General features: G+C 58.4%; 32 protein-coding genes and 1 tRNA gene. 18 read left to right on the forward strand and 15 right to left on the reverse strand.

Annotated features, from left to right (window positions below; genetic code table 11):
* Window positions 1–185: 185 nt before the first annotated feature.
* The 6 genes from ftsY (at window position 186) to FEV16_RS08120 (ending at window position 3,907) form a co-directional block, all read left to right on the forward strand.
* The gene (gene ftsY, locus FEV16_RS08095) at window positions 186–1,229 is read left to right on the forward strand and encodes a signal recognition particle-docking protein FtsY (protein ID WP_138167120.1); all 1,044 of its coding nucleotides are present in this window, start codon (window positions 186–188) and stop codon (window positions 1,227–1,229) included.
* 6 nt (window positions 1,230–1,235) lie between these two features.
* A complete protein-coding gene (locus FEV16_RS08100; protein ID WP_138167121.1) occupies window positions 1,236–1,838 on the forward strand; it encodes a septation protein A in 603 nt (200 codons plus the stop codon).
* Between the two features lie 127 nt (window positions 1,839–1,965).
* Window positions 1,966–2,109, forward strand: coding sequence for an oxidoreductase (locus tag FEV16_RS08105; RefSeq protein WP_138167122.1), 144 nt, complete (start codon window positions 1,966–1,968; stop codon window positions 2,107–2,109).
* Window positions 2,110–2,158: 49 nt separating this feature from the next.
* The gene (locus tag FEV16_RS08110; protein ID WP_138167123.1) at window positions 2,159–3,112 is read left to right on the forward strand and encodes a tyrosine recombinase; all 954 of its coding nucleotides are present in this window, start codon (window positions 2,159–2,161) and stop codon (window positions 3,110–3,112) included.
* Between the two features lie 84 nt (window positions 3,113–3,196).
* Window positions 3,197–3,784 (forward strand): polymer-forming cytoskeletal protein, encoded by a 588-nt coding sequence (locus tag FEV16_RS08115; RefSeq protein WP_138167124.1) that lies wholly within the window; start codon window positions 3,197–3,199, stop codon window positions 3,782–3,784.
* Window positions 3,785–3,831: 47 nt separating this feature from the next.
* Window positions 3,832–3,907: transfer RNA gene (locus tag FEV16_RS08120), tRNA-Glu, on the forward strand.
* Window positions 3,908–4,198: 291 nt separating this feature from the next.
* Here FEV16_RS08120 and FEV16_RS08125 read toward each other — a convergent pair.
* Window positions 4,199–5,155 carry an outer membrane beta-barrel protein gene (locus FEV16_RS08125; protein WP_138167125.1) on the reverse strand — a complete coding sequence of 319 codons (957 nt, stop codon included), beginning with the start codon at window positions 5,153–5,155 and terminating at the stop codon, window positions 4,199–4,201.
* A gap of 197 nt (window positions 5,156–5,352) precedes the next feature.
* On the reverse strand, window positions 5,353–5,574 hold the full coding sequence (locus FEV16_RS08130; RefSeq protein WP_138167126.1) for a hypothetical protein: 222 nt from the start codon (window positions 5,572–5,574) through the stop codon (window positions 5,353–5,355).
* Between the two features lie 1,076 nt (window positions 5,575–6,650).
* On the opposite strand from FEV16_RS08130, the gene FEV16_RS08135 reads away from it, so the two are divergent.
* Window positions 6,651–7,289 carry a hypothetical protein gene (locus FEV16_RS08135; RefSeq protein ID WP_138167127.1) on the forward strand — a complete coding sequence of 213 codons (639 nt, stop codon included), beginning with the start codon at window positions 6,651–6,653 and terminating at the stop codon, window positions 7,287–7,289.
* A gap of 332 nt (window positions 7,290–7,621) precedes the next feature.
* Here the strand turns inward: FEV16_RS08135 and FEV16_RS08140 are convergent, their stop codons facing one another.
* Window positions 7,622–8,416: an outer membrane beta-barrel protein gene (locus FEV16_RS08140; protein WP_138167128.1), complete on the reverse strand. Its 795-nt coding sequence runs from the start codon at window positions 8,414–8,416 to the stop codon at window positions 7,622–7,624.
* Window positions 8,417–8,496: 80 nt separating this feature from the next.
* Here FEV16_RS08140 and FEV16_RS08145 point away from each other — a divergent pair, with 80 nt between their 5' ends.
* Window positions 8,497–8,940 (forward strand): SOS response-associated peptidase family protein, encoded by a 444-nt coding sequence (locus tag FEV16_RS08145; protein WP_138167129.1) that lies wholly within the window; start codon window positions 8,497–8,499, stop codon window positions 8,938–8,940.
* On the opposite strand, the gene FEV16_RS16870 is transcribed toward FEV16_RS08145, so the two are convergent.
* From FEV16_RS16870 to FEV16_RS17220, 3 genes are all read right to left on the reverse strand, one after another.
* Window positions 8,846–9,085, reverse strand: a complete 240-nt coding sequence (locus tag FEV16_RS16870) for a hypothetical protein (RefSeq protein ID WP_171015150.1) — start codon at window positions 9,083–9,085, stop codon at window positions 8,846–8,848. The two genes, FEV16_RS08145 and FEV16_RS16870, sit on opposite strands and share 95 nt — an antisense overlap.
* 1,095 nt (window positions 9,086–10,180) lie before the next feature.
* The gene (locus tag FEV16_RS17215) at window positions 10,181–10,450 is read right to left on the reverse strand and encodes a thermonuclease family protein (RefSeq protein WP_246657237.1); all 270 of its coding nucleotides are present in this window, start codon (window positions 10,448–10,450) and stop codon (window positions 10,181–10,183) included.
* The gene (locus FEV16_RS17220) at window positions 10,392–10,682 is read right to left on the reverse strand and encodes a hypothetical protein (protein ID WP_246657238.1); all 291 of its coding nucleotides are present in this window, start codon (window positions 10,680–10,682) and stop codon (window positions 10,392–10,394) included. Before FEV16_RS17220 ends, FEV16_RS17215 begins: the two co-directional genes overlap by 59 nt.
* An 80-nt stretch (window positions 10,683–10,762) precedes the next feature.
* Here FEV16_RS17220 and FEV16_RS08155 point away from each other — a divergent pair, with 80 nt between their 5' ends.
* Window positions 10,763–10,969, forward strand: coding sequence for a hypothetical protein (locus tag FEV16_RS08155; RefSeq protein WP_138167130.1), 207 nt, complete (start codon window positions 10,763–10,765; stop codon window positions 10,967–10,969).
* A 164-nt stretch (window positions 10,970–11,133) separates the two neighbouring features.
* On the opposite strand, the gene FEV16_RS08160 is transcribed toward FEV16_RS08155, so the two are convergent.
* Window positions 11,134–11,577 (reverse strand): hypothetical protein, encoded by a 444-nt coding sequence (locus FEV16_RS08160; RefSeq protein ID WP_138167131.1) that lies wholly within the window; start codon window positions 11,575–11,577, stop codon window positions 11,134–11,136.
* Between the two features lie 110 nt (window positions 11,578–11,687).
* Between FEV16_RS08160 and FEV16_RS16875 the strand changes: the two genes are divergently transcribed.
* A complete protein-coding gene (locus FEV16_RS16875; RefSeq protein ID WP_171015165.1) occupies window positions 11,688–11,864 on the forward strand; it encodes a hypothetical protein in 177 nt (58 codons plus the stop codon).
* A gap of 133 nt (window positions 11,865–11,997) precedes the next feature.
* Here the strand turns inward: FEV16_RS16875 and FEV16_RS16880 are convergent, their stop codons facing one another.
* The 4 genes from FEV16_RS16880 to FEV16_RS08175 all read right to left on the reverse strand — a co-directional run bounded on the left by FEV16_RS16880 (window position 11,998) and on the right by FEV16_RS08175 (window position 13,210).
* Window positions 11,998–12,144 carry a hypothetical protein gene (locus FEV16_RS16880; RefSeq protein ID WP_171015166.1) on the reverse strand — a complete coding sequence of 49 codons (147 nt, stop codon included), beginning with the start codon at window positions 12,142–12,144 and terminating at the stop codon, window positions 11,998–12,000.
* The gene (locus FEV16_RS08165) at window positions 12,141–12,410 is read right to left on the reverse strand and encodes a hypothetical protein (RefSeq protein ID WP_138167132.1); all 270 of its coding nucleotides are present in this window, start codon (window positions 12,408–12,410) and stop codon (window positions 12,141–12,143) included. The genes FEV16_RS16880 and FEV16_RS08165 overlap by 4 nt, the downstream gene beginning before the upstream one ends.
* Window positions 12,407–12,850 (reverse strand): hypothetical protein, encoded by a 444-nt coding sequence (locus FEV16_RS08170; RefSeq protein WP_138167133.1) that lies wholly within the window; start codon window positions 12,848–12,850, stop codon window positions 12,407–12,409. The genes FEV16_RS08165 and FEV16_RS08170 overlap by 4 nt, the downstream gene beginning before the upstream one ends.
* Window positions 12,851–12,940: 90 nt before the next feature.
* A complete protein-coding gene (locus FEV16_RS08175; RefSeq protein ID WP_138167134.1) occupies window positions 12,941–13,210 on the reverse strand; it encodes a hypothetical protein in 270 nt (89 codons plus the stop codon).
* A gap of 67 nt (window positions 13,211–13,277) precedes the next feature.
* Here FEV16_RS08175 and FEV16_RS17510 point away from each other — a divergent pair, with 67 nt between their 5' ends.
* The 6 genes from FEV16_RS17510 to FEV16_RS08205 all read left to right on the forward strand — a co-directional run bounded on the left by FEV16_RS17510 (window position 13,278) and on the right by FEV16_RS08205 (window position 16,785).
* Window positions 13,278–13,556 carry a helix-turn-helix transcriptional regulator gene (locus tag FEV16_RS17510; RefSeq protein ID WP_348639973.1) on the forward strand — a complete coding sequence of 93 codons (279 nt, stop codon included), beginning with the start codon at window positions 13,278–13,280 and terminating at the stop codon, window positions 13,554–13,556.
* A 159-nt stretch (window positions 13,557–13,715) separates the two neighbouring features.
* Entirely contained in the window at window positions 13,716–14,294 is a 579-nt protein-coding gene (locus FEV16_RS08185) for a hypothetical protein (RefSeq protein ID WP_138167135.1), read from the forward strand.
* Window positions 14,295–14,506: 212 nt separating this feature from the next.
* Window positions 14,507–14,767, forward strand: a complete 261-nt coding sequence (locus FEV16_RS08190; RefSeq protein WP_138167136.1) for an SOS response-associated peptidase family protein — start codon at window positions 14,507–14,509, stop codon at window positions 14,765–14,767.
* Between the two features lie 53 nt (window positions 14,768–14,820).
* The gene (locus tag FEV16_RS08195) at window positions 14,821–15,309 is read left to right on the forward strand and encodes a nucleoside deaminase (protein ID WP_210234870.1); all 489 of its coding nucleotides are present in this window, start codon (window positions 14,821–14,823) and stop codon (window positions 15,307–15,309) included.
* A 179-nt stretch (window positions 15,310–15,488) separates the two neighbouring features.
* Complete coding sequence (locus FEV16_RS08200; RefSeq protein ID WP_246657226.1) at window positions 15,489–16,355, forward strand: FecR family protein; 867 nt, start codon at window positions 15,489–15,491, stop codon at window positions 16,353–16,355.
* A 136-nt stretch (window positions 16,356–16,491) separates the two neighbouring features.
* Window positions 16,492–16,785, forward strand: a complete 294-nt coding sequence (locus FEV16_RS08205; protein WP_171015167.1) for a hypothetical protein — start codon at window positions 16,492–16,494, stop codon at window positions 16,783–16,785.
* Here FEV16_RS08205 and FEV16_RS08210 read toward each other — a convergent pair.
* The gene (locus FEV16_RS08210; RefSeq protein WP_138167138.1) at window positions 16,782–17,138 is read right to left on the reverse strand and encodes a hypothetical protein; all 357 of its coding nucleotides are present in this window, start codon (window positions 17,136–17,138) and stop codon (window positions 16,782–16,784) included. The genes FEV16_RS08205 and FEV16_RS08210 overlap by 4 nt on opposite strands.
* 747 nt (window positions 17,139–17,885) lie before the next feature.
* Between FEV16_RS08210 and FEV16_RS16885 the strand changes: the two genes are divergently transcribed.
* A complete protein-coding gene (locus FEV16_RS16885; RefSeq protein WP_171015168.1) occupies window positions 17,886–18,047 on the forward strand; it encodes a hypothetical protein in 162 nt (53 codons plus the stop codon).
* Between the two features lie 111 nt (window positions 18,048–18,158).
* Here FEV16_RS16885 and FEV16_RS08215 read toward each other — a convergent pair whose 3' ends face one another.
* A complete protein-coding gene (locus FEV16_RS08215) occupies window positions 18,159–18,494 on the reverse strand; it encodes a hypothetical protein (protein WP_138167139.1) in 336 nt (111 codons plus the stop codon).
* Between the two features lie 527 nt (window positions 18,495–19,021).
* On the opposite strand from FEV16_RS08215, the gene FEV16_RS08220 reads away from it, so the two are divergent.
* On the forward strand, window positions 19,022–19,231 hold the full coding sequence (locus FEV16_RS08220) for a TOBE domain-containing protein (RefSeq protein WP_138167140.1): 210 nt from the start codon (window positions 19,022–19,024) through the stop codon (window positions 19,229–19,231).
* Between the two features lie 164 nt (window positions 19,232–19,395).
* On the opposite strand, the gene FEV16_RS08225 is transcribed toward FEV16_RS08220, so the two are convergent.
* Together FEV16_RS08225 and FEV16_RS08230 are read right to left on the reverse strand one after the other, a co-directional pair.
* The gene (locus FEV16_RS08225) at window positions 19,396–20,544 is read right to left on the reverse strand and encodes a cupin domain-containing protein (RefSeq protein WP_138167141.1); all 1,149 of its coding nucleotides are present in this window, start codon (window positions 20,542–20,544) and stop codon (window positions 19,396–19,398) included.
* Window positions 20,545–20,717: 173 nt separating this feature from the next.
* Window positions 20,718–20,960 carry a hypothetical protein gene (locus FEV16_RS08230; RefSeq protein ID WP_138167142.1) on the reverse strand — a complete coding sequence of 81 codons (243 nt, stop codon included), beginning with the start codon at window positions 20,958–20,960 and terminating at the stop codon, window positions 20,718–20,720.
* Window positions 20,961–21,464 lie beyond the last annotated feature (504 nt).

The following is a 21,464-nucleotide window of genomic DNA, read 5'->3' on the forward strand; positions in this document are numbered from 1 at the left end:
CGAAAAGCCGGCCCGCTTCATTGCAGTTAAACTGGCGCGCTTAATCATCTTCAAGCTGGAAACAAGAAAAGTCGCGACGCCGGCGCATCGCGCGAACACGTCTGGCGCGAAGCACGGTAAAAAGGTCCATCCGCTGGCCCTTTCGGCGCAACTCGTGTAGGGCATGCCCCAAGTTCGGGGAGCGTATGAGCCAGGAAGCGGAAGGCAAGAAGCGCGGCATGTTTTCGCGCCTATTTGGCGGCGGCCAGAGCGAACCCGCGCCCGAAGCGGCGCCCCCGGCGGAGGAGGAAGGGCGTTCTTGGTGGTCCCGCCTGTCCGGCGGGCTGTCCCGAACCTCGCAAGCAATCACCCAGGGCGTCGCTGACGTCTTCACCAAGCGTAAGCTTGACGCGCTGACCCTCGAAGAGCTCGAAGACGTATTGCTGCGGGCCGACCTTGGCGTTGGCGCCGCGACCCGCATCACGGAGGCGGTCGGCAAGGCGCGCTATGAGCGCGACATTGACCCTGAGGAGGTGCGCGAAATCCTCGCCCGCGAAGTCGAGCGCGCGCTGGCGCCGGTCGCCGAGCCGCTTGTTGTCGACGACAGCAAAAAGCCCTTCATCATCCTCGTCGTCGGCGTCAACGGCTCTGGCAAGACCACGACGATCGCCAAGCTCGCCGCAAAGTGGACCGGCGAGGGCAAGTCGGTGGTCCTAGCGGCAGGCGACACATTCCGCGCCGCTGCGGTCGAGCAGCTCAAGGTCTGGGGCGCGCGGCTCGGCGCCGAAGTCGTTTCAGGCGCGGAAGGGGCCGATGCGGCGGGCCTCGCCTTCGACGCGATCAAGCGGGCGAAGGAGCAGGGCGCCGACATTCTGCTCATGGATACGGCAGGGCGGCTTCAGAATCGCGCCGAACTGATGGCCGAGCTTGAAAAAATCGTTCGCGTGATGAAAAAAGCGGAAGCCGAGGCGCCGCACGCCGTGCTGCTCGTTCTGGACGCCACCGTCGGACAGAACGCGCTGCAGCAAGTGGATGTCTTCGAACGCGTCGCTGGCGTCACCGGGCTCGTGATGACCAAGCTCGACGGCACGGCGCGGGGCGGAATTCTCGTCGCCATCGCCGAGACTTACGGCCTGCCGATCCATTTTATTGGGGTTGGCGAAAGCGCCGAGGACCTGGAGCCGTTTGCGGCGCGCGACTTTGCGCGGGCGATTGCGGGGCTTGACGAGACGTCAGAGGCGGAAAGCTAGAGAGAGATGACTCAAGGAACGGCCGTCGCGGCAAAAAGAAAGCTCAATCCCTGGCTGAAGCTCGCACTGGAATTAGGGCCGCTCCTCCTTTTCTTCGTCGTCAACTCCAAATACGGCATTTTCGCCGCGACCGGCGTTCTGATGGCCGGCGTCGTGCTTACACTCGCCGTCTCCTGGGCGATCACGCGACATTTGCCGGCGATGCCGGTCGTCACCGCCGTTCTGGTGTTGGTTTTTGGCTCACTGACTTATTTTCTGCATGACGAAACCTTCATCAAGCTGAAGGTCACGATCCTCTACACGCTCTTCGGCGCAGGTCTGATCGGCGCGCTTTATTTCGGCAAGCTGCTGCTGCCGATCGTCTTCGACATGGCGATCCATATCGACGACGCCGGCTGGCGCAAGCTCACCTGGCGCTGGGGGCTTTTCTTCTTCGCGCTCGCCGGGCTCAACGAAATCCTGCGGCGCATTCTGACGACCGACGACTGGGTAAATTTCAAAGTCTTCGGCATATTGCCGCTGACGCTCATCTTCGCGCTGACCCAGGCGCCGCTGATTATGCGTCATGAAATCCGCCCCGAGGACGAAGATCCGGAAGCGCATTTTTGAGGTCTGGCGTCGCGCCGGCATTCGGCAAGGTTTTTCGCGCCCGCAGGCTGTCAATTGTGCCTGGGTTGCAATCCACGCCCGTTCGGGCGAATAGAGTCCCAGTCTTATAGGGGGCTGAGTCGAATCCTTGCCCAGTCTTATCCGTTTTTTGATCGTCGTCGCCGCCGTCGTCGCCATCGTCTATGGGGCCATGATTGCGCTCGTCTCCTATGTGACGCCGCAGCCGCGCCAGATGACCTATACGATACCCGCGCAGCGGCTGAATAAATGAAGTAGTCATCTCCGACGCGTGGGCGGAATGACGTTGCGGAGTTGAGCGCATGAAAGCCGGCGCCGCCCGCCAGCTGGACGCCTTTCTCGACATGCTCGCCGCGGAGCGCGGCGCGGCGCGCAATACGCAGGACGCCTACCGGCGCGACCTTTCCGATTACATCGCCCATCTTTCTGCGGGCGGCGGAGATCCTGGCGGCGCCACGACGGAAGACGTTCGCGCCTATCTCGCGTCCTTGGAGCCGCGCGGCATGTCTGCGGCGACGGTGGCGCGGCGCATTTCGGCGATTCGCCAGTTCCACAAATTTCTCTATGTCGATCGTCATCGCGGCGACGATCCGGCGGCGTCGCTGGAAGGACCGCGAAGGCGGCGCAGCGCGCCGGGCGTGTTCTCCACGGCGGAAATCGATCGCCTGCTTACCGTCGCGAGCGAAGGACTTGACGACGAGACTCGGCCGGTTGGCGAGCGTCTGCGCGTGGCGCGCCTTTATGCGCTGCTCGAAACGCTTTACGCCACTGGCCTGCGCGTCTCCGAACTCGTTTCGCTGCCAAAAAGCGCGGCGCATTCGCGCGATCCTTTCCTCACCATCCGCGGCAAGGGCGGGCGCGAGCGCCTCACGCCGCTGACGGATCGCGCGCGCCGTGCGTTGCTCGCCTACCGCAAGTTGCTCGAAGCGACGGCGCCCGGGCGCGCCGGCTCGAACTTTCTTTTCCCTGCCGACAGCGACAGCGGCCATCTCACGCGCCAGGCTTTCGCCCGCGATCTCAAGGCGCTTGCGAGCGCCGCCGGACTGCGTGCGGCCGACATGCGCCCGCATGCGCTGCGTCACGCCTTTGCAAGCCATCTGCTGCAGAATGGCGCCGATCTTCGTGTGGTGCAGGAGCTTCTGGGTCATGCGGACATTTCGACGACGCAGATCTACACCCATGTGCTCGACGAGCGCATGCGGGCGATGGTGCGCGATCTGCATCCGCTGTCGGAGGCGACGGAGAAACCGCGCTGAGCCTTCGCATGCCTTTTTCTCATTGAATGTTGGGACACGCACAACGTAAGCTTTTCCGTGCATCAACGACCGAGGAGACTGGCGATGGCCAAGAACGCAATGGACTTTCGACCTGAAGAAGAGAATGTCGCCTATATCGGCGCCGGCGTGACGCTCAAGGGCGAAATCTCGGCGTCCGATCTCATCATCGTCGACGGCGCGATCGAGGGCGACGTTTCCGCGCGGGTTATCCGGGTCGGGCAGGGCGGCGTCATTCGTGGCAATGTCAGCGCCACGGAAGCCGATGTCAGCGGCTGGATTTCCGATCATATCGAGATCAAGCAGTTGCTCGTCGTTCGCGCCAGTGGACGCGTCGAAGGCAAGGTGACCTATGGCGAGATCGAGTTGGAGAAGGGCGCCGTCATCGCCGGCGACGTGACAGCTCTCGAAGATTATCGCGCCGCGAAGCCCGTGGCGGCGGCGAAGGCGGTCGGCGCGCGCGCCGAACGCGTGGATGTCGCAGCCGCGCTGCCGAAGCCCTCGACCTCGTCGATCGACCGCATCAATGAGGCGGTGCGCAGCGCCACAGGCGCCAAGGGCGCTAAGGGGGCTTTGTATCTCGCCGCTGGCGGCGAGGGAAAGCGCGTCCCAACGCGGGCGCTCATCGGCCGGAAAGCTTCGGCGGGCGCCTGAGGGCGGTTGCTCGGCAGGCGCCGGCGGTCTATAGAACGCTCCTTCCCGCTCCCTTCGTCTAGCGGTCTAGGACGTCGCCCTCTCACGGCGAAAACAGGGGTTCGAGTCCCCTAGGGAGCGCCAGAAAAATCAATTAATTACGATCGTGATCCGCTCCCATTGGCTCTTCGTGCCCAACATTTGCCCGATAAGCGTCGGCGAACGGCAGCGGACTTTGGTAAGCTTTCGCCATGTGCCCCACCCCTCCAACAATCGCTGACCTTCGCGCCGAACGCGTGCAGGGCACCCGCGTGTGGTGCTTAACCCGCACCTGCCAGCAATGGCGTCGTGACGCTGAAAAGGATGGCGCTCCCGCACGAAAAAGCCCAGTCGTCGCCGGCCGGGCTGGAATTCGTTGTTGAGGTGAACTTAAGGTTAGTATTTGGCGACGACCGGAGGCGCGCCCCAATTGAAGTGATAGTTTACGCCCGCGCGAACAATGTTGCCATTGTAATTTGCGCGCGCTTGTGTCGCGTTCAGCCATTTCAAGCCCGCGGGAGATCCGCCGAAACTGCCGTCATAAAGTTGGGCGGTCGAGCCAGTGGCCATCTGAAGCGACCCGAGATTGTAGTAGAGGTACTCAATTTTGGCGCTCCAATTCGGCATGAACATCCACTCCAGGCCGCCGCCGGCCGTCCATCCGACGCGCGCATCGGAATATGAGACGCCTCCAAAACCAATTGTGGGCCAGGCAGCAACCGTAGGAACTACGCTCTGGAAGCCACTGACGTTCAAATTGACGCCGCCGTAGGCCAAACCGCCTGTCCCGTAAACGAGAAGCGTTGGGGTGAAAAGATAGCCGATTCGCCCGCGCACGGTGCCCAAGTAATCCAGGTTCTTGCGAGCGGATACGGCCGTCACGATCGAATGGTTCAGGATGTTGCCTCCCGTGACAGGAATCGTGGTCCAGGATCCGTTGTGGCCGCCGCCATTCGTAATGCCTTGGATGTCAGCCTCGATGCCGTAGACGAAGGAATTCCCTCCGAAGCCAAATTGCCAATTGTAGCCAATTTGCCCGCCTCCGATGAAACCGGCTGCATTCCTCGACGAGATGACGCCTGACGCGCCAAGGGCAGCCGTCAAAGAGTAATCTGCCGGACTGGACAGGTTCGGGCCAGGATTGTCTCCCGTCACCCAGATCGGAGACGAGCCAATCCAAATGCTGTTGTTGCTTGACCAAGTTCCGCCGGCGTTCAGGCCGACATAGAAACCCGTCCATAGTGGTGGCGGCGGCGGCGGGGTCGGTGGCGCCTTGTAGGACGGAAGGTCGGCCGCCATCGCCGATCCGGTAGTCAGTGCAAAGGACAAAGCGGCGATAACTGCCTTATTCACTTGTCTCTCCCAAATTAGATTGAGCGTTCCCTCAAAGGTGATGGAAATCCGCCAGCACTTGCTTAGTCAAACCGAATGAGAGCTATTCAGCCAACCCACGATCCGTTTCCGGTGTTACTGTGGCAGCGGCACCACACAACAAAACGCCCCGCCATGGATGCGCTGGCGGGGCGTTTTGCATTCGGTGCATCATCGGCTCAGCGACAAACCCACTCCCATCCCGCGACAGGGTCCCACTCCCAACAGATGTTATGCACGTGACCACGTCCCTGAGTGTCGCTCCAATCGCGGTGCCCGTGTCGCGCGTGGCCGCCAATATGCTGCATTGCGCTATGTCTCTCGTGCTCTTCGTTTTGCGCGATTGCAGGCAGTGTTGTGGCGACCAGCGTCGCGGCGACTACTAACAGGACTTTGCTCATTTGATTCTCCCTTCAACCTTACAAGCCCCTTTTTGATTGTCTCCATTGGGACTTTGAAGTGTCGTGAGTGAAATTAGCGCGGCCCGGAAAGTCAACAATTATCAAGACCGACGTAGGCTCCCCCAACGAAAAACGCACCGTCGCTACATCCGCGCTCTGGCCTGCTATTGTCGAAGCCATGTGCGGCCGGTTCACAAAGCATCTCTCTTGGGAAGAGCTTCAGTGGCTCTCCGATCTCGTCGGCCAGCCGCATAGATCCATTCGCAAAGCTACGATGATGTTACCAGACGAGCCGATCGGTGCGGGGTCGTCAAGAGGACGCCAATGCGAAGGCCGTCGCGCAGACCATCGCGCGGGCGCTGACGGAGAGCGCCAGCGAAGTGAAGCTTTGAACCGCTCAACGCCACTTCTTGGCGGCGTCTCCTATTGGGGCCTTGTCGATCGTCGCCCAAACCGAGCTGACAGACACAGACGAAATCTTAGGCTTATCCTTCTTCGGCTTTTTTGGTTCGCGATTGCTGTGTTGCTCTCTTTTCGCCATGGCCGATCCCCCTCAATTCTAATCGGATCTCGTGAGGCCGATATGGCGCGTTCGAGACGGCGGGAAAGAACGCGCACAAACAAAAAACGCCCCGCGCGGACGCCCTTGCTTCAACGTCTCCAAGCTTGCCGGTGACACCGGGGGTTAAAACTCTCTTCACGACTAGGTGACAGCCATAGAGCGGGCTGGGGCCGTTGGGGAGCTTAATCGCATGATTAGGACAACACGCTCACGCCGGATCGCCCATATTTACATGACGTATGCGCTCCGGCGTCTAATCGGTCTGCCCAATATGCTGGCCGACGCAATCGAGAAGCGCGCGCTTCAGCATTAGCGAAACAAAAACGCCCTGGCCGTCCTTCCGGGCTCGGGGCGTTCTTTGCGACGGCGCCTTTGAATAGCTGCGCTTGGAAATCATGCAGCGGCCCCCAACATCGCTGGCATGAAATGGAAGAACCGCCCCGCGCGGGAACGGGGGAAAGCGTCCGCCGGGCTTTGCCCCCAGCCGAGCCTGCGCGCCTTTCAAGCGGGACCAATGACGGCGTCGATCTTCGTCGCGCCCTACTGGCCGTTTTTCAGGTCCGGCGAGCGCCGCCGCTTCGACTATTCTTCTGCCGATGGATCCTTACCGCCGATCTCGTCCGTTTTCTCCTATGACGCCGTCACCGACTCGATGGCCTATGACAACTTCGACGAGCACGGAACCTGGAAGAATCGTTGGCTATATCGATATCGACCTGGCTTTGGCGTCGCCGAATGGCGTGACGATTCTCCGCTCGACGGCGTGCTCGCAAATATCTTCCAAGAGCACAAGAAAGTTGTGTTCTCGGAGCCGATCGGCTGGGGCGAGTTCGCGCGCATCGGCGAGACCTATGTGAACTATCCGCGCAAAGACCCGTTTGGTTCGACGCCGCCGATGATTGGGGCCGGCAAGCAGGTCGTTCTCTTCGAAGAATTGCGCGAGACCTTTAGCACGCGCCATGGCGATCTTTATCGCCAGGTGCTTGTCTTCAAATACATGCAGACATTCGGCGGGAAGACGGTTGGCGGACGCTATTTCTGCGCCCTTGGGGTCGGTCCAGTCGCAATCGAATGGATCGGCGCGTTGCCGTCTGGCGAGATCATCACGACCTCGCGCATCGATGCGAGCGTCACTGTCGAAGGCGTCGCTTAGCGATGCCTTGCACGCGCATGGCCCTCGCCCAATAGCGCGCGTGGCGCTTAAACCCCGCTTGCCAGCACTATGGAGTCGTGACCTTCGACGCTATCGGCACGCCTGCAGGATTCACGTTTATTCATCTTCCGAAGACGGGTCGCTTCGTCTGCCGGGAATGCGGCCCACTTGGTGCCGGCATATACGACCTCAAGCATCCTCGCAGCCGACTGATTCAAGCACACTCTATGCTTACTCGGCGCTCCAATGCGCAGAAAGCGTCTTCTGGACACAAGAAAAACCCGGCCTCGAGGGCCGGGCTTCGCTAAGATCGATCTGGCTCGAACAATCGATCAATATTTCGCCAACACCGGTGCCGGAGAGCCGAAGTTGAAGTGATAGTTCACGCCAGCGCGGATCGTGTGGAAGCGCGTGCGGTTGTTCGGGCTGTTGAGGCCCCAGCTGCCCCACCAGCCGCCGTTGCCGGTGCCGCTGATCTGCGTGTACAGATACTCGGCCTTGGCGGACCAGTTCGGCATGAACATGTATTCGGCGCCGCCGCCAGCGGTCCAGCCGGTCTGCACCGCGCTGTTCTGGTTCCACCAGCCGTTGCGCTGCACTTCGCCATAGGCGAAGCCGCCCGTGCCGTAGAGCAGCAGCTGCGGGCTCAGCAGCGTGATGCCCACGCGGCCGCGAACCGTGCCGAACCAGTTGATGCGCGCGGTGTCAATCGTGCCGCCGCCGAAGACGAAGAGCGGCACGCCGGGGAAGAGCGCGGGGCCGATCACGGCCGGGAAGAGCCAGCCGTTGTTGTTGCCGCCGCCCGAGCCGATGCTCGTGCCCTGGAAGTCGGTCTCCACGCCCACGACGAACATCGGCGTGACCTGGAAGTTGTAGCCGATCTGGCCGCCGCCGACGACGCCGCCGCGACCGCCGCTGCCGCCGCCCCAACCCCAGTTCAACACGTTGGAGGAGGAGCGATCCTGCCAGCCGCCGCCGAGGTTAAGACCGGCATAGAAGCCGGTCCAGGTCATGACCGGTGGCGGGGGAATGTAAGGCGGGGGCGCTTTGTGGGATGGAAGGTCGGCGGCTATCGACGACCCCGCTGTCAGCGCCAAGGCCAAAGCGGCGAAAACTGCCCTGTTCATTTACACTCTCCTAAATCAGACTGAACATTGCCTCGAACCTCAGCGAGTAAATTTAACAAACACTTGCACGGTCGAAAGAAATGAGAGTTATTCGACCTCTCACCATACGGTTTCTTCGCCACTGTGGCAGGGGTGCCACACAACAAAACGCCCCGGCAAGCTGCTATGCTCCCGTCAGCGGTCGCTTCACGCAGCATCTGTCTTGGGAAGAGCTTCACCGGCTTGCCGGCTTGATCGGCCAGCCGCGCAACCTCGCGCCGCGCTATAACATCGCCCCTACAACGAGGATAAAGGTCATCCGCCCTGCGGCAGGCGGCACTGAACTCGTTCCAATGCGGTGGGGGCTGGCGCCACTCTGGTGGAAAAAGCCGCTCAATGAGCTGCCGGCGACTTCGCCGGGTCCAGTGAAGCCCAGTTTAGCCGCGAAGCTTAATGTCCTCCTCCTACTGTCTCGAGAAAGGCGACGACGGCGGCTAACAACGCCTTTTCGTGCTCTGCAGGTCCTATTTCTTGATAAGTTTTAAGAGCATTCTTCGTCGCCTCTTCAGGCGGATGCGCGGCCAGAGCAAGCATAACGCGGCGCGCTCGCTGCTCTCCCTCAACTCCTCTATATCTTATGTGATCAAACAAAGATGCCGCGTCGATAACACTTTGATGTAACTTGCTCATTTTAATGCATCCAGCTAACAAGTTCGCTTGAAGCCGCATAATCTCTTTTAGAGTAGCGCAGAGTAAAAGTGAAGGTCATTTCCCGCAAACGTGGCCCGCCCTACGCCCTTGCGGATTCCGCAAACGCGGCGAGTCCATCATCGTCGAAGACGCCGGCGGGATCGCGCTCGCCTATGTCTACTTCGAAGACGAGCCGACCAGGCGGTGACTCGTTGGTCGCCTCTCTGGAGCCGACGCCAAGGCCGTCGAGCAGACGATTGCGCGGGCGATGACGGTAGCGACAAAGTCGAGCAACTAAAATTTTACGGAAGCGGCAGACGATCATTCGTGGCCTAACGAGCGCCAAAAATGGGCGCAACGCGGTCAAACGGAGTCGCCTATGCAACGCATTGTTTCCACCTATAGAGCCCTCGCTGCGTCGTCTGCGATTGGCGTCTTTAGACAATTGCCGGCGCGTGTATTCCGGCGAGTCATGGGTGCTCCGACAGCATTCATTAACGTCATTGAGCGTTTCGCGATGAAATATTAGGCATGCACACGGAAAAACGCCCCGTCGTTATATCCACCGTCGGGGCGTTCTTGGGTGACGGCTAACGAACGCTGTCAGCCTGCTCTCAGCGTAGGCGACAGATTCGGCGACTACTGCGGCGCGAAGTCATCACCGACGATCGCGTTGGCGGGCGACCCCAGAAAGGGAACTACGGGCCGCGCGGGCACGCGGTTGGTTCAACCATCGTTCAGAACTGGGCTGCGTGTCATCGCGTGAGAGGACGCGGCCATCTATGGAATTGCGAACGTGTCAGCGGAGAACAGCGTTAACGTCCGCTCTTCCAGCTTGCGCACTTGCCGCTCGCAGTTCGGTATCCCGGACCGCCACGACATCCACACCCAGAGCACGCGAACGCTTCCGTCACGAATGAGAGGGTTATCGCGAGTATGACGCAGGACCGAATTATGCTGCGGGCGTGAAAAGTCATTTTGCCCCCAAAATCGCGTAAAAACGGAGTAGTCGCCAACTATGCAACACAAAAAATACTAGAGCAACATCACGCGACCATTGGATCGTTGACGGGCTCGCCTACTGGCTGACGCAGGCTACAGGCCGCCTCGGTGATCTTTTCGCCATTCCCAAGGCGGTTGGGCATGACCTGCCCATATGCCGCGATGGTTGTTCCTGGCCTCCTGTTCAGCGCCGATGTAGTCCGACGAATAGCGTCGATACGCGAAGGCATGGCCGCTTCTGACCAGCCAAAGCTCAACATCCTCGCCCCGGACCATACAGTCAGCGACGGTTCTTCCGTAGCGGTCAACATCCCTCTCTCGACACGACACGGGCGACTGTCCGATAAATTCGTCGAGAGCCATCGCTGCTTTTTTGTCCACAGCGGTAGGGCTGGTTCGCGGCGTCAAAACACGGCTGCCCCTTCTCAGGCGCGTCGACGCCGTGGAGGCGGATGCGCTGACCATGGATTTCGATCGTATCGCCGTCGACGACCGAGGCTCGCCCCATGATGTCCGCTAGGCAGACGCCAGAGAACATTGCCGTCAATGCAATGATGAGCGGACGCGCCAGCATGCCAATTTCCACCCTCTTCATGAAGCGCGTAGGTGTAGACGACTATCGGCTTCGGAAACGAGTCGGAATCGATCTAATCGCAGATGACACGGAACTGCGCCATGTTCAAATGGCTTCATCGTCGCAAGCCGGCCGACCCCTTGGTCGAGTCCGACGCGCAGGCTCTTATCGAGCGTTTCGGAAAAGGCGCGCATCTTGAGGCGCACATTCGCCAGCGCGAAGCCAAGCACGCGATCGGTGGCAACCGGCCGCCGGGCCATTGGGAGCGGGTCAAGGCAGCGATCCAAACATTGCAAAATGGGCGCTAGCGACAGGCCGACCGGGCGCGTCACAGCGGGGGCATCACGCACTGGCTGGAAACGGGCACGGGTGGCGGGACGGTTGTAGGGCGCACGCAGCGTCTCGCCTGTTGTGATGAGACATTTAATCCCGGCTTCGTCCGATCCCGAAGCATTGGCCGCAGATATTTTTGTCATTTAGGGGCAGGTAGCGTCTCTCCGCCAATTCTTCTGGCAATTGGGGTGCCAACATTGATTCCGGACAGATTAAAGCTGCCTGCATAATATTCGCATTGCGTGTTTGCTCCTATTGTTAAATACATATATCCGTCAAATCCTGATTTTATGGGCTCTCCCGCCCTAGGCACCGGAATTTCTCGAGATTTATACAATACAATCAGCAAATCAATGCTTCCTGCCACTTGATAAAACTCGAGGTGCCTAAAATTGAACTCGCGCGTGTGAGAGGCGGAGTGCCAGCATCTCATTTTACATAGCGGCGCATCACTTCTCTGATCAGATTCAGGATTCAATACGCAGTCAACCACAAGCGCGGGAGTTGCTTCGTTGGCCGCTGCGCTGGCACACAAGACAAAAATATACATAAGACTTACTATGATTGTTGCAGGGCGATTCATCGAACGCATCGAAAAACTTGAAAGACATGGGGCCATCTCGAAAAATCTCCACTTTTAGGACGCCTGGGAGCGCTGCGCGCATCCAGGGCGACTGGCAGGCGCGGGCTATCATGGCAGGCGCTTGGATGGCGACAAAGCGCGACGCCCAGTCCCGCAGCCGTGGTGGATCGTCCGCCGGCGGCGACGGTGGCGGCGGCTCAACGACGTTCGGGGCTTTCACCAGCCTGACCTCGGTCGGCGTCGACAGTGCCGGCGTCGCGTCTGTGACGCTCACGTGGGATGAATGAAATCGAAAAGGGCTCCGATTAACTACACCTCATTCGCTGTTGCGGAGCAGACGTCGCTAGTGCTTGGCGATCGATGACAGCAGCGGCGTTCCTTGCGCTGGAAACGAATTTCGGCGCTCGCGTGATGTAGGTCTCAAAGCCGTCGCTTCAAATCCTCGGGCAAGAACCAATCGGCGAGATCGTTGAAGGGCCGCGAGCTACGCATGGCCCAACGCGCGAGCCGGATGCGCCAGATGCGGACGAAGAGCGCCCGGACGTTCGCATTGGCGGGGGCGGTCATGCCAAACCCCTTTCCGCGTGGCGCAGTTCAAACTCTGCAGCGAACGCCGCATAAACCGCTTCCATCTGGTCACTAATATCGAGCGAAAGCTGAGACAGCGCGTCGGCGGAATTGTCGCCGATTTCATCGCGAACTCCGCAGATGGCGAGATGCAGCGCATAGATTCGTCTTTTCATGTCCGACAATTGGTCGCAATGGGTGTTATCCATAAGGCGACCTTGCACGGGCGGCTCGGCTGGATGCAGTTTCTTGCGCCTCTTGCTCATGACTGCGCCTCCCGTTGGATTACCGCAAGCGCATTGTGAACTGCGCCAAGCAATGGTTCGGGATAGTCCTCCCCCGGATCGCTATGCGGCCCTTCAAGATGCTCGGCGAGGAAGGCGAGCAGCGCCAATGCGCCTGCGAACGTCATCGGCCGTGTCGATAGGGCGGCTATCTCTGCGTCGAAATATGCCTTGTTCTTTTCGCTGAAAGCGTCCTCGGCTTCCTCTATGGCGTCTTGCGCTGCGTCCTCTTCGATTATGCGAATGCAGGCCACGAGCGCTTCGTCGGCAAGCGCATTGCAGCGGCGTTGCTCGGCAATGGCGGCGAAGATCGGATCATCGCTCGCGACCGTGCCAGCGATGACGGGAAGTCCGGCGACCGGCGCAGCGGCGAGTCCGGCGAGCATGGCCCGCCGCGATGGTGTAATTGGTTTCTCAGCCATGATGCGAAGTCCTCTTTGCGTTGTGGTTAGGCCGGGAGGGGGCTTGCCGCATACCTCGCCCGGCCGCTTGTCGGCGGTCCCTCTTGAAGATCAGGCCGCGAACGATCCGGCGAGACGGCCGGAATGCGTGGTGTAGAGGCGGCAAAGCGGAAGGCGCTGCTGCTGGCCATCCGCAAAGCAGGTGCGCACCGGAAGCCCGATGTTGCTTTCATTGCGCAGGCGAGCCGCCTTGGCTTTCTTCCATTCAGCGGCAAGCGCCTTGGCGAACCATTGCCGATAGGAGCCGCCAACGCTTTGAACGCGCCAGCGGGCAGTGAAATGAGCGGCCTTCATGATGGCGGAGCGGTCGAAGCTGGTCATTGCAGGCGGCTCCTTTTGCGTGATACATATAGGATCATATTATGTGATACAAAAGGTGTCAAGCAAAATGATCCGAAAGGTTTCAGAGACGCCGTCAGCGCTGCTATCTGTTGCTCAATTGCGCGGCGCGCGGGGACTGTTAGGCTGGTCGCAATCTCAACTTGCCGAAGCGGCCGGTCTATCGCTGCCGACAATCAAGAGAACGGAGCTTGAGACAGTGAATGTCTCGGTTGATGCACGCGAAAAGCTGCGCGCCGCCCTTGAAAAGGCTGGCGTCGAGTTCATCGCCGAGAACGGCGGCGGACCGGGCGTTAGGCTCAAGAAGAAAAAAGCGAAATCAAAATAGGTGCTGCCCGGTGACTTGAGCCAGGTAGTGTCCTTATTAGCGCGCCGCTCCCAAGCGCTCACAAATTCGTGTGCATGCGGAAGACATTGATTTTGAAATTGCTTGTACGTTGGCAGGTTTTGTGGCAACTTCCCCAATGATTTAGATTGGGGCTCGGCCATGCTTTGGGAAAACAGGATCGATAGCTATGTCTCCAAGACCGGCTTCCCGCGTAGTCTTTTTGCTTCAGAGGATGGGCGCGTTGTCGGCACCTGGATTATGGGCAACGACTACCGCGTTAAATCGGAATATTACGGCGGCTATCCCGCCGGATATTTGAAGCGCATGAAGGCTCTATTCCCAGACAAGAAGCGCGTGTTGCACCTATTTAGCGGCAAGGTCGATATCGGTGTTTTTCCTGGGGATACTGTCGACATCAATCCGGCGCTGAAGCCGACGTACGTTGACGACGCACAGAAGCTAGAGCGCGTTCCACTAGCGAAATATGACCTTGTCCTCGCCGACCCGCCTTACAGCATCGAAGATTGCGAACACTACGGAACGAGCATGGTGAAACGCAACACTGTCATGCGCGCGCTACAGCGGCTTCCCGAAGGCGCGCATGTTGTTTGGCTTGACCAAGTGCTGCCGATGTATCGGAAGGATCGCTTCGCCTTGGAGGCAACCATCGGTATGTGGAAAAGCACTAACCACCGATTCCGCGGCATTTCCATTTTTCGTCGAGCAGACCAGCAGTGAAGCCTAAATCTTCAATCGCTCGCGAAACGAACGCAAGAATGCTTTTTTGAGCCTACTCTGGAAGCCGCCGCCCTTCGAATCCCAAGTCATGTATCGGAACAATTCTCCGATATGCGCATCATCGAATTTGACGACGCCACTGTGGCAGGGGCGCCACACAACAAAACGCCTCGCTGCTACATCCATAGTCGGCAAGCTGCTATGCTCCCGTCATGTGCGGCCGCTTCACGCAGCATCTGTCTTGGGACGAACTCCACTGGCTTGCCGGTTTGATCGGGCAACCGCGCAACCTGGCACTACGCTACAGCATCGCGCCGACGACGAGGATAGAAGTCATTCGCCCTGCGGCAGGTGGTAATGAGCTCGTTCCGATGCGCTGGCTCGTGCCAGCTTGGTGGAAGAAGCCGATTAGCGCTTCCCTCGCGCCCTTAGGCGGCATCTCAGGAGAAGATGTCAAATGTCAATTGGGGTAGACGGCTGGGTCCTCATGCTCCCATGACGTAATAGCCGAGAGAAGAGAATTGCAATGAAGGATATCGCTATGCCAGTGCATCAGCAGGTCCTCAAAAATCTGAGGACTGCCAATGAGGTCGCCAAGGAAGCGCTGGAATCTGGTCATCCGCCCTTTGGCGCAGTGCTTGTGGCGCCGGATGGCGAGACGGTGCTGATGAAACAGGGAAACGTGAGTTTGATGGACCACGCCGAAACAGTGATAGCACGGCAGGCATTTGTTAAGTACGACCCCGACTACTTATGGAAATGTACTCTTGTGACGACGGTCGAACCTTGCGCCATGTGCGCCGGAAACATCTATTGGGCCAACATCGGAAACGTGGTTTATGGCATTGATGAAATCACATTGAAGAAACTGACCGGTGCCGACATGAGAAACCCCACGATGAACCTGCCATCTCGCACAGTCTTCACGGCAGGGCAGAAGCCCATCAAGGTAGTGGGCCCCGTTCCGGAACTTGAAGACGAACTGCTCGCGCCCCACAGGGCCTACTGGAAATGAAGCAGACTGAAGGGCAGAGATGAGTCATTCTGTCGCCTTCGCGAAGGCCAGCGCGCGCGTTGCGGCCTCAATCTGCCGGTTTCCAGCAAACCATCCATTCTGATATCCTCGATCGGGCGGTTTCGATAATTTCGATTAGCTCAGGAGCGCTGAAGATCGCCAGCCGTTGGGAGGCTTACGTGGACACGCGCAGATCAAAGGCGCTAATCTCCGGCGCGCTTATCGCCGCAGCCATAGCGTTCCCCGAGTCGGCACTGGCGGAAACTGTCGGCAATGTGGGCGCGGTTAATCAAACAGCGCATGGCACGCCACCTGGCGCCGCACGGCGTGCGTTGTCACTCGGTCTCGGCGTGCAGAAGCGCGAGCGCATTGAAACGAGCCAGGAAGGAAGCGCGCAGATTGTCTTCAATGACACCTCGACGATGACTGTCGGCCGCAGTAGCTCCGTGACGATCGACGATTTCGTCTATAGCGGCGGCGGCGGGCGCCAGGGCGTTTCACTGGCGAAGGGCGTGATGCGCTTTGTCGGCGGCGGCGTCAGCCATGGTTCCGGCGCGCAGCTTCGGACCCCCACGGCGTCTATCGGCGTGCGCGGGGGAACGGCGATGGTGCAAGTTGGTCCATCCGGCACACTGGTCGTGCATCAATATGGCGTCACCGAAGTGGGAGGACAGACCCTCACCCAAGCCGGATATGGCGCGTTCGTTTCAAACAACGGGCAAGTGTCAGAGCCTTTCCTTGTGCCGCCTGAAACGATTGCTAAAATGATCGCGGCCTTGGAGAGCGGCAAAAACCAGCATGGCGGCGCGGAGCGGGAGCCGACAAGCGAGGACGCGAATCTCATGCTCGGTGGAGCGCCTCCCCAAAACGTCGTGAGTCCGCCGGGGCTGGATGCGCTCAATCCATTCTGGGCCGGCAACGCGTTGGTGCAGAGCCAAACCAACGTACAGAATCAGCCTAACCCGTCGCCTCCCCCAGCCGAAAAGCCTTCCCCCGCCCCCGAGACGGTAACGGCGCCGCGGACATCAACTGGGCGCACGGACTGAGCGTTAACGATCAATACATCATCAAGACTGCTCGTCACGGACTATCGCGGCGGAGCCGCCGAACGGTCGATTGCGAGACCTTTGCACGGCGATGCTTTGACAGCATGTGTTTGGAAGCCACGCTCGCTGAAATATGATGGCTAACGCACCCGCCCTGCACGCAGACTACCGAACAGCATTGTGTCGCGCGTCCTGTCAGGAATGGACCGATCTGCCCTTTGCAGTCGCGCTCTTCGTCGGCAATGCGGCGAGCGTCCTGCTGCTCAATTGTCTCGTGCCTAGGATCAGCGGCCAGTTCGCTTGGTGGCTTCAGCCCGAGGGCTTGCAGGCGTCGAAGACGGATTTCGCCGAAGCGGCGCTGTTTGGCAACGCTCTACGCCGTGATGATCGTCCTCTTCTGGCGCCTGTTTTGACGGGCAGAACAGGCTAGTCCGCTTTTGAGCAAAGTCCACTGATCGAACGACTGACTTTGCGTGCGGCTTTGTTTAACGCGTAGAGATAGACAGCTCCGTTCGCCCGATCGATATTGCCGCCCTGAGTCTTCGGGCCATTTTTGAACACATAAAATTTCGTGTCCTTTTGAATCAGAGAAAATTTACTCTCAAAACTGTCAACGCCGTCCAATGTCACAGATTTATCGTTTATATCAATCCCGAATGGCTCAATGCGTGAATCGCTGGTCAGGCTCTTTCCTTCGCATCGAAGTCTCACCAGAGCGTCTTGCGCCATAGCAGATCCCGACACAAGGATGAAAGCAGCCGCTCCGAGTCTCACCGCTCTCATTCCCGTTCCCTCCTATTTTTGATGCGCTCTCATGTCGGTCGTTTGTGTCGAAAAGCCGGATCGCTCGTAACCATTTGTCATCATAAGCCCAAAACATACAACCGCGTCAGCCGGCGCAGCTCAATGAAAAGGGTTTCCAGAAAAAACATGCACAAATTGGCCAGCCTCGTTCCTCGGCGGTGCCGCGCGGGCAAGAGAGGATGAGATTCATGAGCTCGGCGCAAAAGCGACTTTCACTGCTCTACAGGAGCGCTGAGTGAAGAATATCGCGCTCGCGATTTGGTCCTTCCTTCAGACGGCCATGGCGCTAGCGCGACTTAAGCAGACGTCGACAGCTGCGATGGCACGGAGACCTTCGGAGCACCCAAGCGACACACTTGCCGACCGCACATCCCGCAGCTTCGGTTGCATGATTATTCACAGAAATGTCGAGACGATGCTCGCGCCATCATGGACAAGCTGTCGGCTAACATGCTATAGATACGTTGTTTTTAACACCGACAACCTTGGCGCCCCGTCGGCTCTCAGGCCGACGGGTTTTTCGTGCGCGCGCGCCACGCTTGCGCCATCGAGCGTTGTGGAGCTAATTGGCCGGCGACGCCTCTAGAAGCGACACAGCCTTACCTTGCCCGCGGCGTCTCTGCTGTGGGTTTTTTTTCAACCGCACGCCGGGGAATGGATTGTGTCACCGCGGGTGAACCGATCTGGCGTCGCCGACGATGATCCTGCGCTTATCCAGGCGGTCGCGTGACTGTGACAGCGTCTTACGCCCTGCCGCTGCGCGTGCGCAAGATCGGCGAATCCTATGTCGTCGCCGACCTAAACGGCATTGCGCTCGCCTATGTTTATTTCGAAGATGAACCGACACGACGCGTGATCGCCAAGCGCCCCTCTAGCGCCGACGCCTAGGCGGTCGCGCAGACACTGAGACCGTGAGCGAGAAACCGATGTTTCGCTCGGCGTTCAAATCCCGCCGCAAATCAAGAAAGTGACAGCGACCGAATTCGAACAAACTCAGCCTTAACGATCTTGCAGGTTAATCGGGATGAGATTGGTTTTTGCGTTTTCCCAAACCTCTAGATAGGGAACAGTGGCTGCGGGTCTGATCTGATAAGTGTTGTCGGGATACAGTAAGAAAGCGAGCTCTATCGGCGGTTTTTTTCCGGCGCGTTGGCCCATCAGCATCATGATAAAACCTCTGGGGTCTTCACGCCTCATAACTATATTCTTCTGAAACCCCATGGGATGGTAGACTACATCTATATCCGATCCTTCTTCGCCCCACCTACTAACGGAGATTTGCACTTTCGCCGTTGCCTCCTCGACGAAGTTCTCAATCCTTATAGTGCTAGTCATGATCAAACTCCTTCGTAATTCAAAACACATACGATTGTTAGGGATGAAACGGACATAGCAAAACCTGTCTACCCATTTATGTCAACCGCTCCACTCTTCACTTGTGGTGCACCGCCGCAGGATCGAGCCCTCGGAATTCCTAGAGTATTGTGGGGACGCGCCGCTCAATCCGAAAGTCGGTTGAAGAGCTAATCATATGGCGCTTGCGTCCCATGGCTCGGCGCACAGTCCGGCGGTTTGCGCTTCGATGGAGACGACAGCGTTTTTATCCGCCTTCACGTTCTGGAATGCTGCATCTTCAGCGATCAATTCCTTCCCCGTCTTTTTTTGGCCGCGCGTCGTTGTCTACAACCCCGCGCAAGGATTTCTTTCCCTCATCAAAACGCCCCGACCGTACATCCGGGCTCGGGGCGTCCCGAATTTAGGCTACTGCTGCTTTCCCGTCCCTTTTTCGTTCTTAGCGTGTGCAATAGGTGAACGGCGTCTGAAGCGATATCCGCTTTGACGCTGAGACTGAGGCAAGAGCTATGAAAAAAATTTCAGCCCGAAACGTGTTCGAAGGCGCCGTCAAGGAGATAAACGAGGGAGCCACGACTTCGCACGTGCTGATCGACGTGAATGGCAACACCATCACAACGTCAATCACCAACGAGTCTGTCGAGGAACTCGGCCTACAGGTGGGCAAGAAGGTATACGCCGTCATCAAATCTTCCGAAGTGATGGTCGCTGTCGACTGAACAAGCATGCGAGATAAGGCTGCGCGCCGAGCGCCGCGCCGGCGAACTACTTAAGGATTTGCAAAAGGCTGTTGGCGGGAGACTAAAGAAAAACACCCCAACGTGGGGAGAGTCTCTCAAAAGGCGAGCAAGTAGCGTCACTCGGCGTATCGAAGAAGCGGGCTTCAATCGGGCTCCGAGGCTAACGACACAAAACCGTTGGTAAGAAGCGTACGCATGAGGTCGATCTTCGCCTCGTTCTCCAGCTCGCCTGGAGCTGCGTCGATACGATAGAGCTGTTGCGTTAACGCGAATTCGAGCGTCGGTAACGCCTTCACCACAAAGCAAATCTGGCGATTGCGTCCGGTCAAGGTGATCGCCGTCGGTTCGACATCAATCGTGAAAAGGTTGTCCGGATCCGCCGCGAGCCAATCTCGCGAGGTGAGAACCTTCGCCTGCTCGAAGCGTTGACGAGACCCTTCTGTGGTTGCTGGTCGTTCTGAAACGAGCCTGCGAATGATCGAATCCAGGGCGTTGTCAAAGGAAGCCGACGCCGCGAAAAGCTCGATCAGTCTACGAAATTCATCCCGCAGGCCGCTTTGCCGACTGCAAAAGCCCGGTGGCAGCGCACGGCGAAAATCGGAATTTGTCGCAAACACGTTCTTCAACGCGACGTCGAGCGCGTCGGCCCAAGTGTAAGGAAAGCTTGCGAGACTGACGTGAAGCGACGGCTCATCGAGCGCGTCGACCAGATGAGGGAAACCGCGCGGTATATAGAGCAGATCACCCGCATGCAACGTAAAGTCGCCGATTAATTCGGCGTTCTCGATCGCTTCGGCACAGTGCTCATTGCGAAGGGGCAGCTCAATTTCTGGCGCGTAGATGCGCCAGCGTTTCGATCCCGATATTTGCAGCGCAAATACGTCGCAGGCATCGTAATGAATCGGAAAGCTGCGACCGCCTGGCGGCGACCAATAAACGTTTGCATCAAAGGGATGATTGAGGGCCTTCTCAGCCGAACGGCACAAGGAACGCAGGCCCGGAAAGTCTTCACGAACATCACGAAAGACGATGGTGGCGCCCTGATCAAAAAAGCTGAAAAGGCGTTCACAATCTATCTCGCCTCTGGCGTTGGTGAATCGAGGGGCCTCGATTTCCTGCTTCTCTTCTATTGGAAAAACTCTTTCATAAGATGGACGCGCAACTTCAAGATACCGCTCCATTTCGTCGAGCGATATGAGCGCTTGATGATAGTCGGCTTTGTTGCGCGACAGAAAAAGTGGCCTCTCTTCAAAGTGGCCGTTTACGAAGCGTTCGATGCCAAGCGGCGCCATTGCGTCCTTAAAGCTCAACGGCTCACAAGCGATAGGAGGGAAGGTGGTGGAATTGGAACGCAGAATCTGGTTCAGGATAAGCCTCGTGAAGCGAATTAAAGTGTTGCTTGCGAAAATCTTCGCCTCGCGCCCGATACCTTACGACATCGGGCGCGCGGCTCAACAATGACATCTTATGGATGGCGCACTATGCCCAAAATGCGACGGCAGCAATAGGGCGGCCGTCCATGGTAGCCCGGCGGACAGTGCTTGATGATGCCCGGAAAGACGATGCGGGCCTGCTCGACGCCGTGGCTTGCTTTCTGATTCCAGATTGTCTGGAGGTCATGCATCTGCGATGCAGCCAAAGCGCTGCTCGCCGTTGCGGTCAAGCTGACCGTCGCGAGCGCAACGACTGACAATGTTGCCTTATTCATCGTAATGATCCTCTGGCAAGTGTTTCGGTTGCAATCGATTTCGACTTGCGCGAACTCAGCCCGATCGGAGGCGGGCGTGGCTGCGAAACTCGATATTGCCGTTCGTGACATACCCGGATCAATGGTTCATTGCATTTAGGCCGCAGATGAAAGCGGCAGATCCACGGGGAATCGTCCGGCGAGCAAGCAAATGCAATTTTCTTCGGCAAATTGTTATCAGCGCAGACTTTGCGTAACTTCATCTTTCACTATCAACCCCTTTATGAAATGCCGGCCAAGAGTTGGGCCCCAGTAGTCACGTCTCAAAGAATATTAATTGACAGAGTTGGGAGAACGCGAAAGGCTCAATTTGGTTCCGTGGACAAGACCATATTCTCGCTGCACAGGCTGCCATGGCGTGCGCCGGTGCGCGAAGAAGCTTCCTGAACGAATGTCTTATACGTTGATCACTATACGGCGCATCATTTAAATTGATGGTGACGATCGACGGACGATTGATGCAAG

The sequence above is a fragment of the Methylocystis sp. B8 genome (assembly GCF_005771425.1).
Lineage (GTDB): Bacteria > Pseudomonadota > Alphaproteobacteria > Rhizobiales > Beijerinckiaceae > Methylocystis.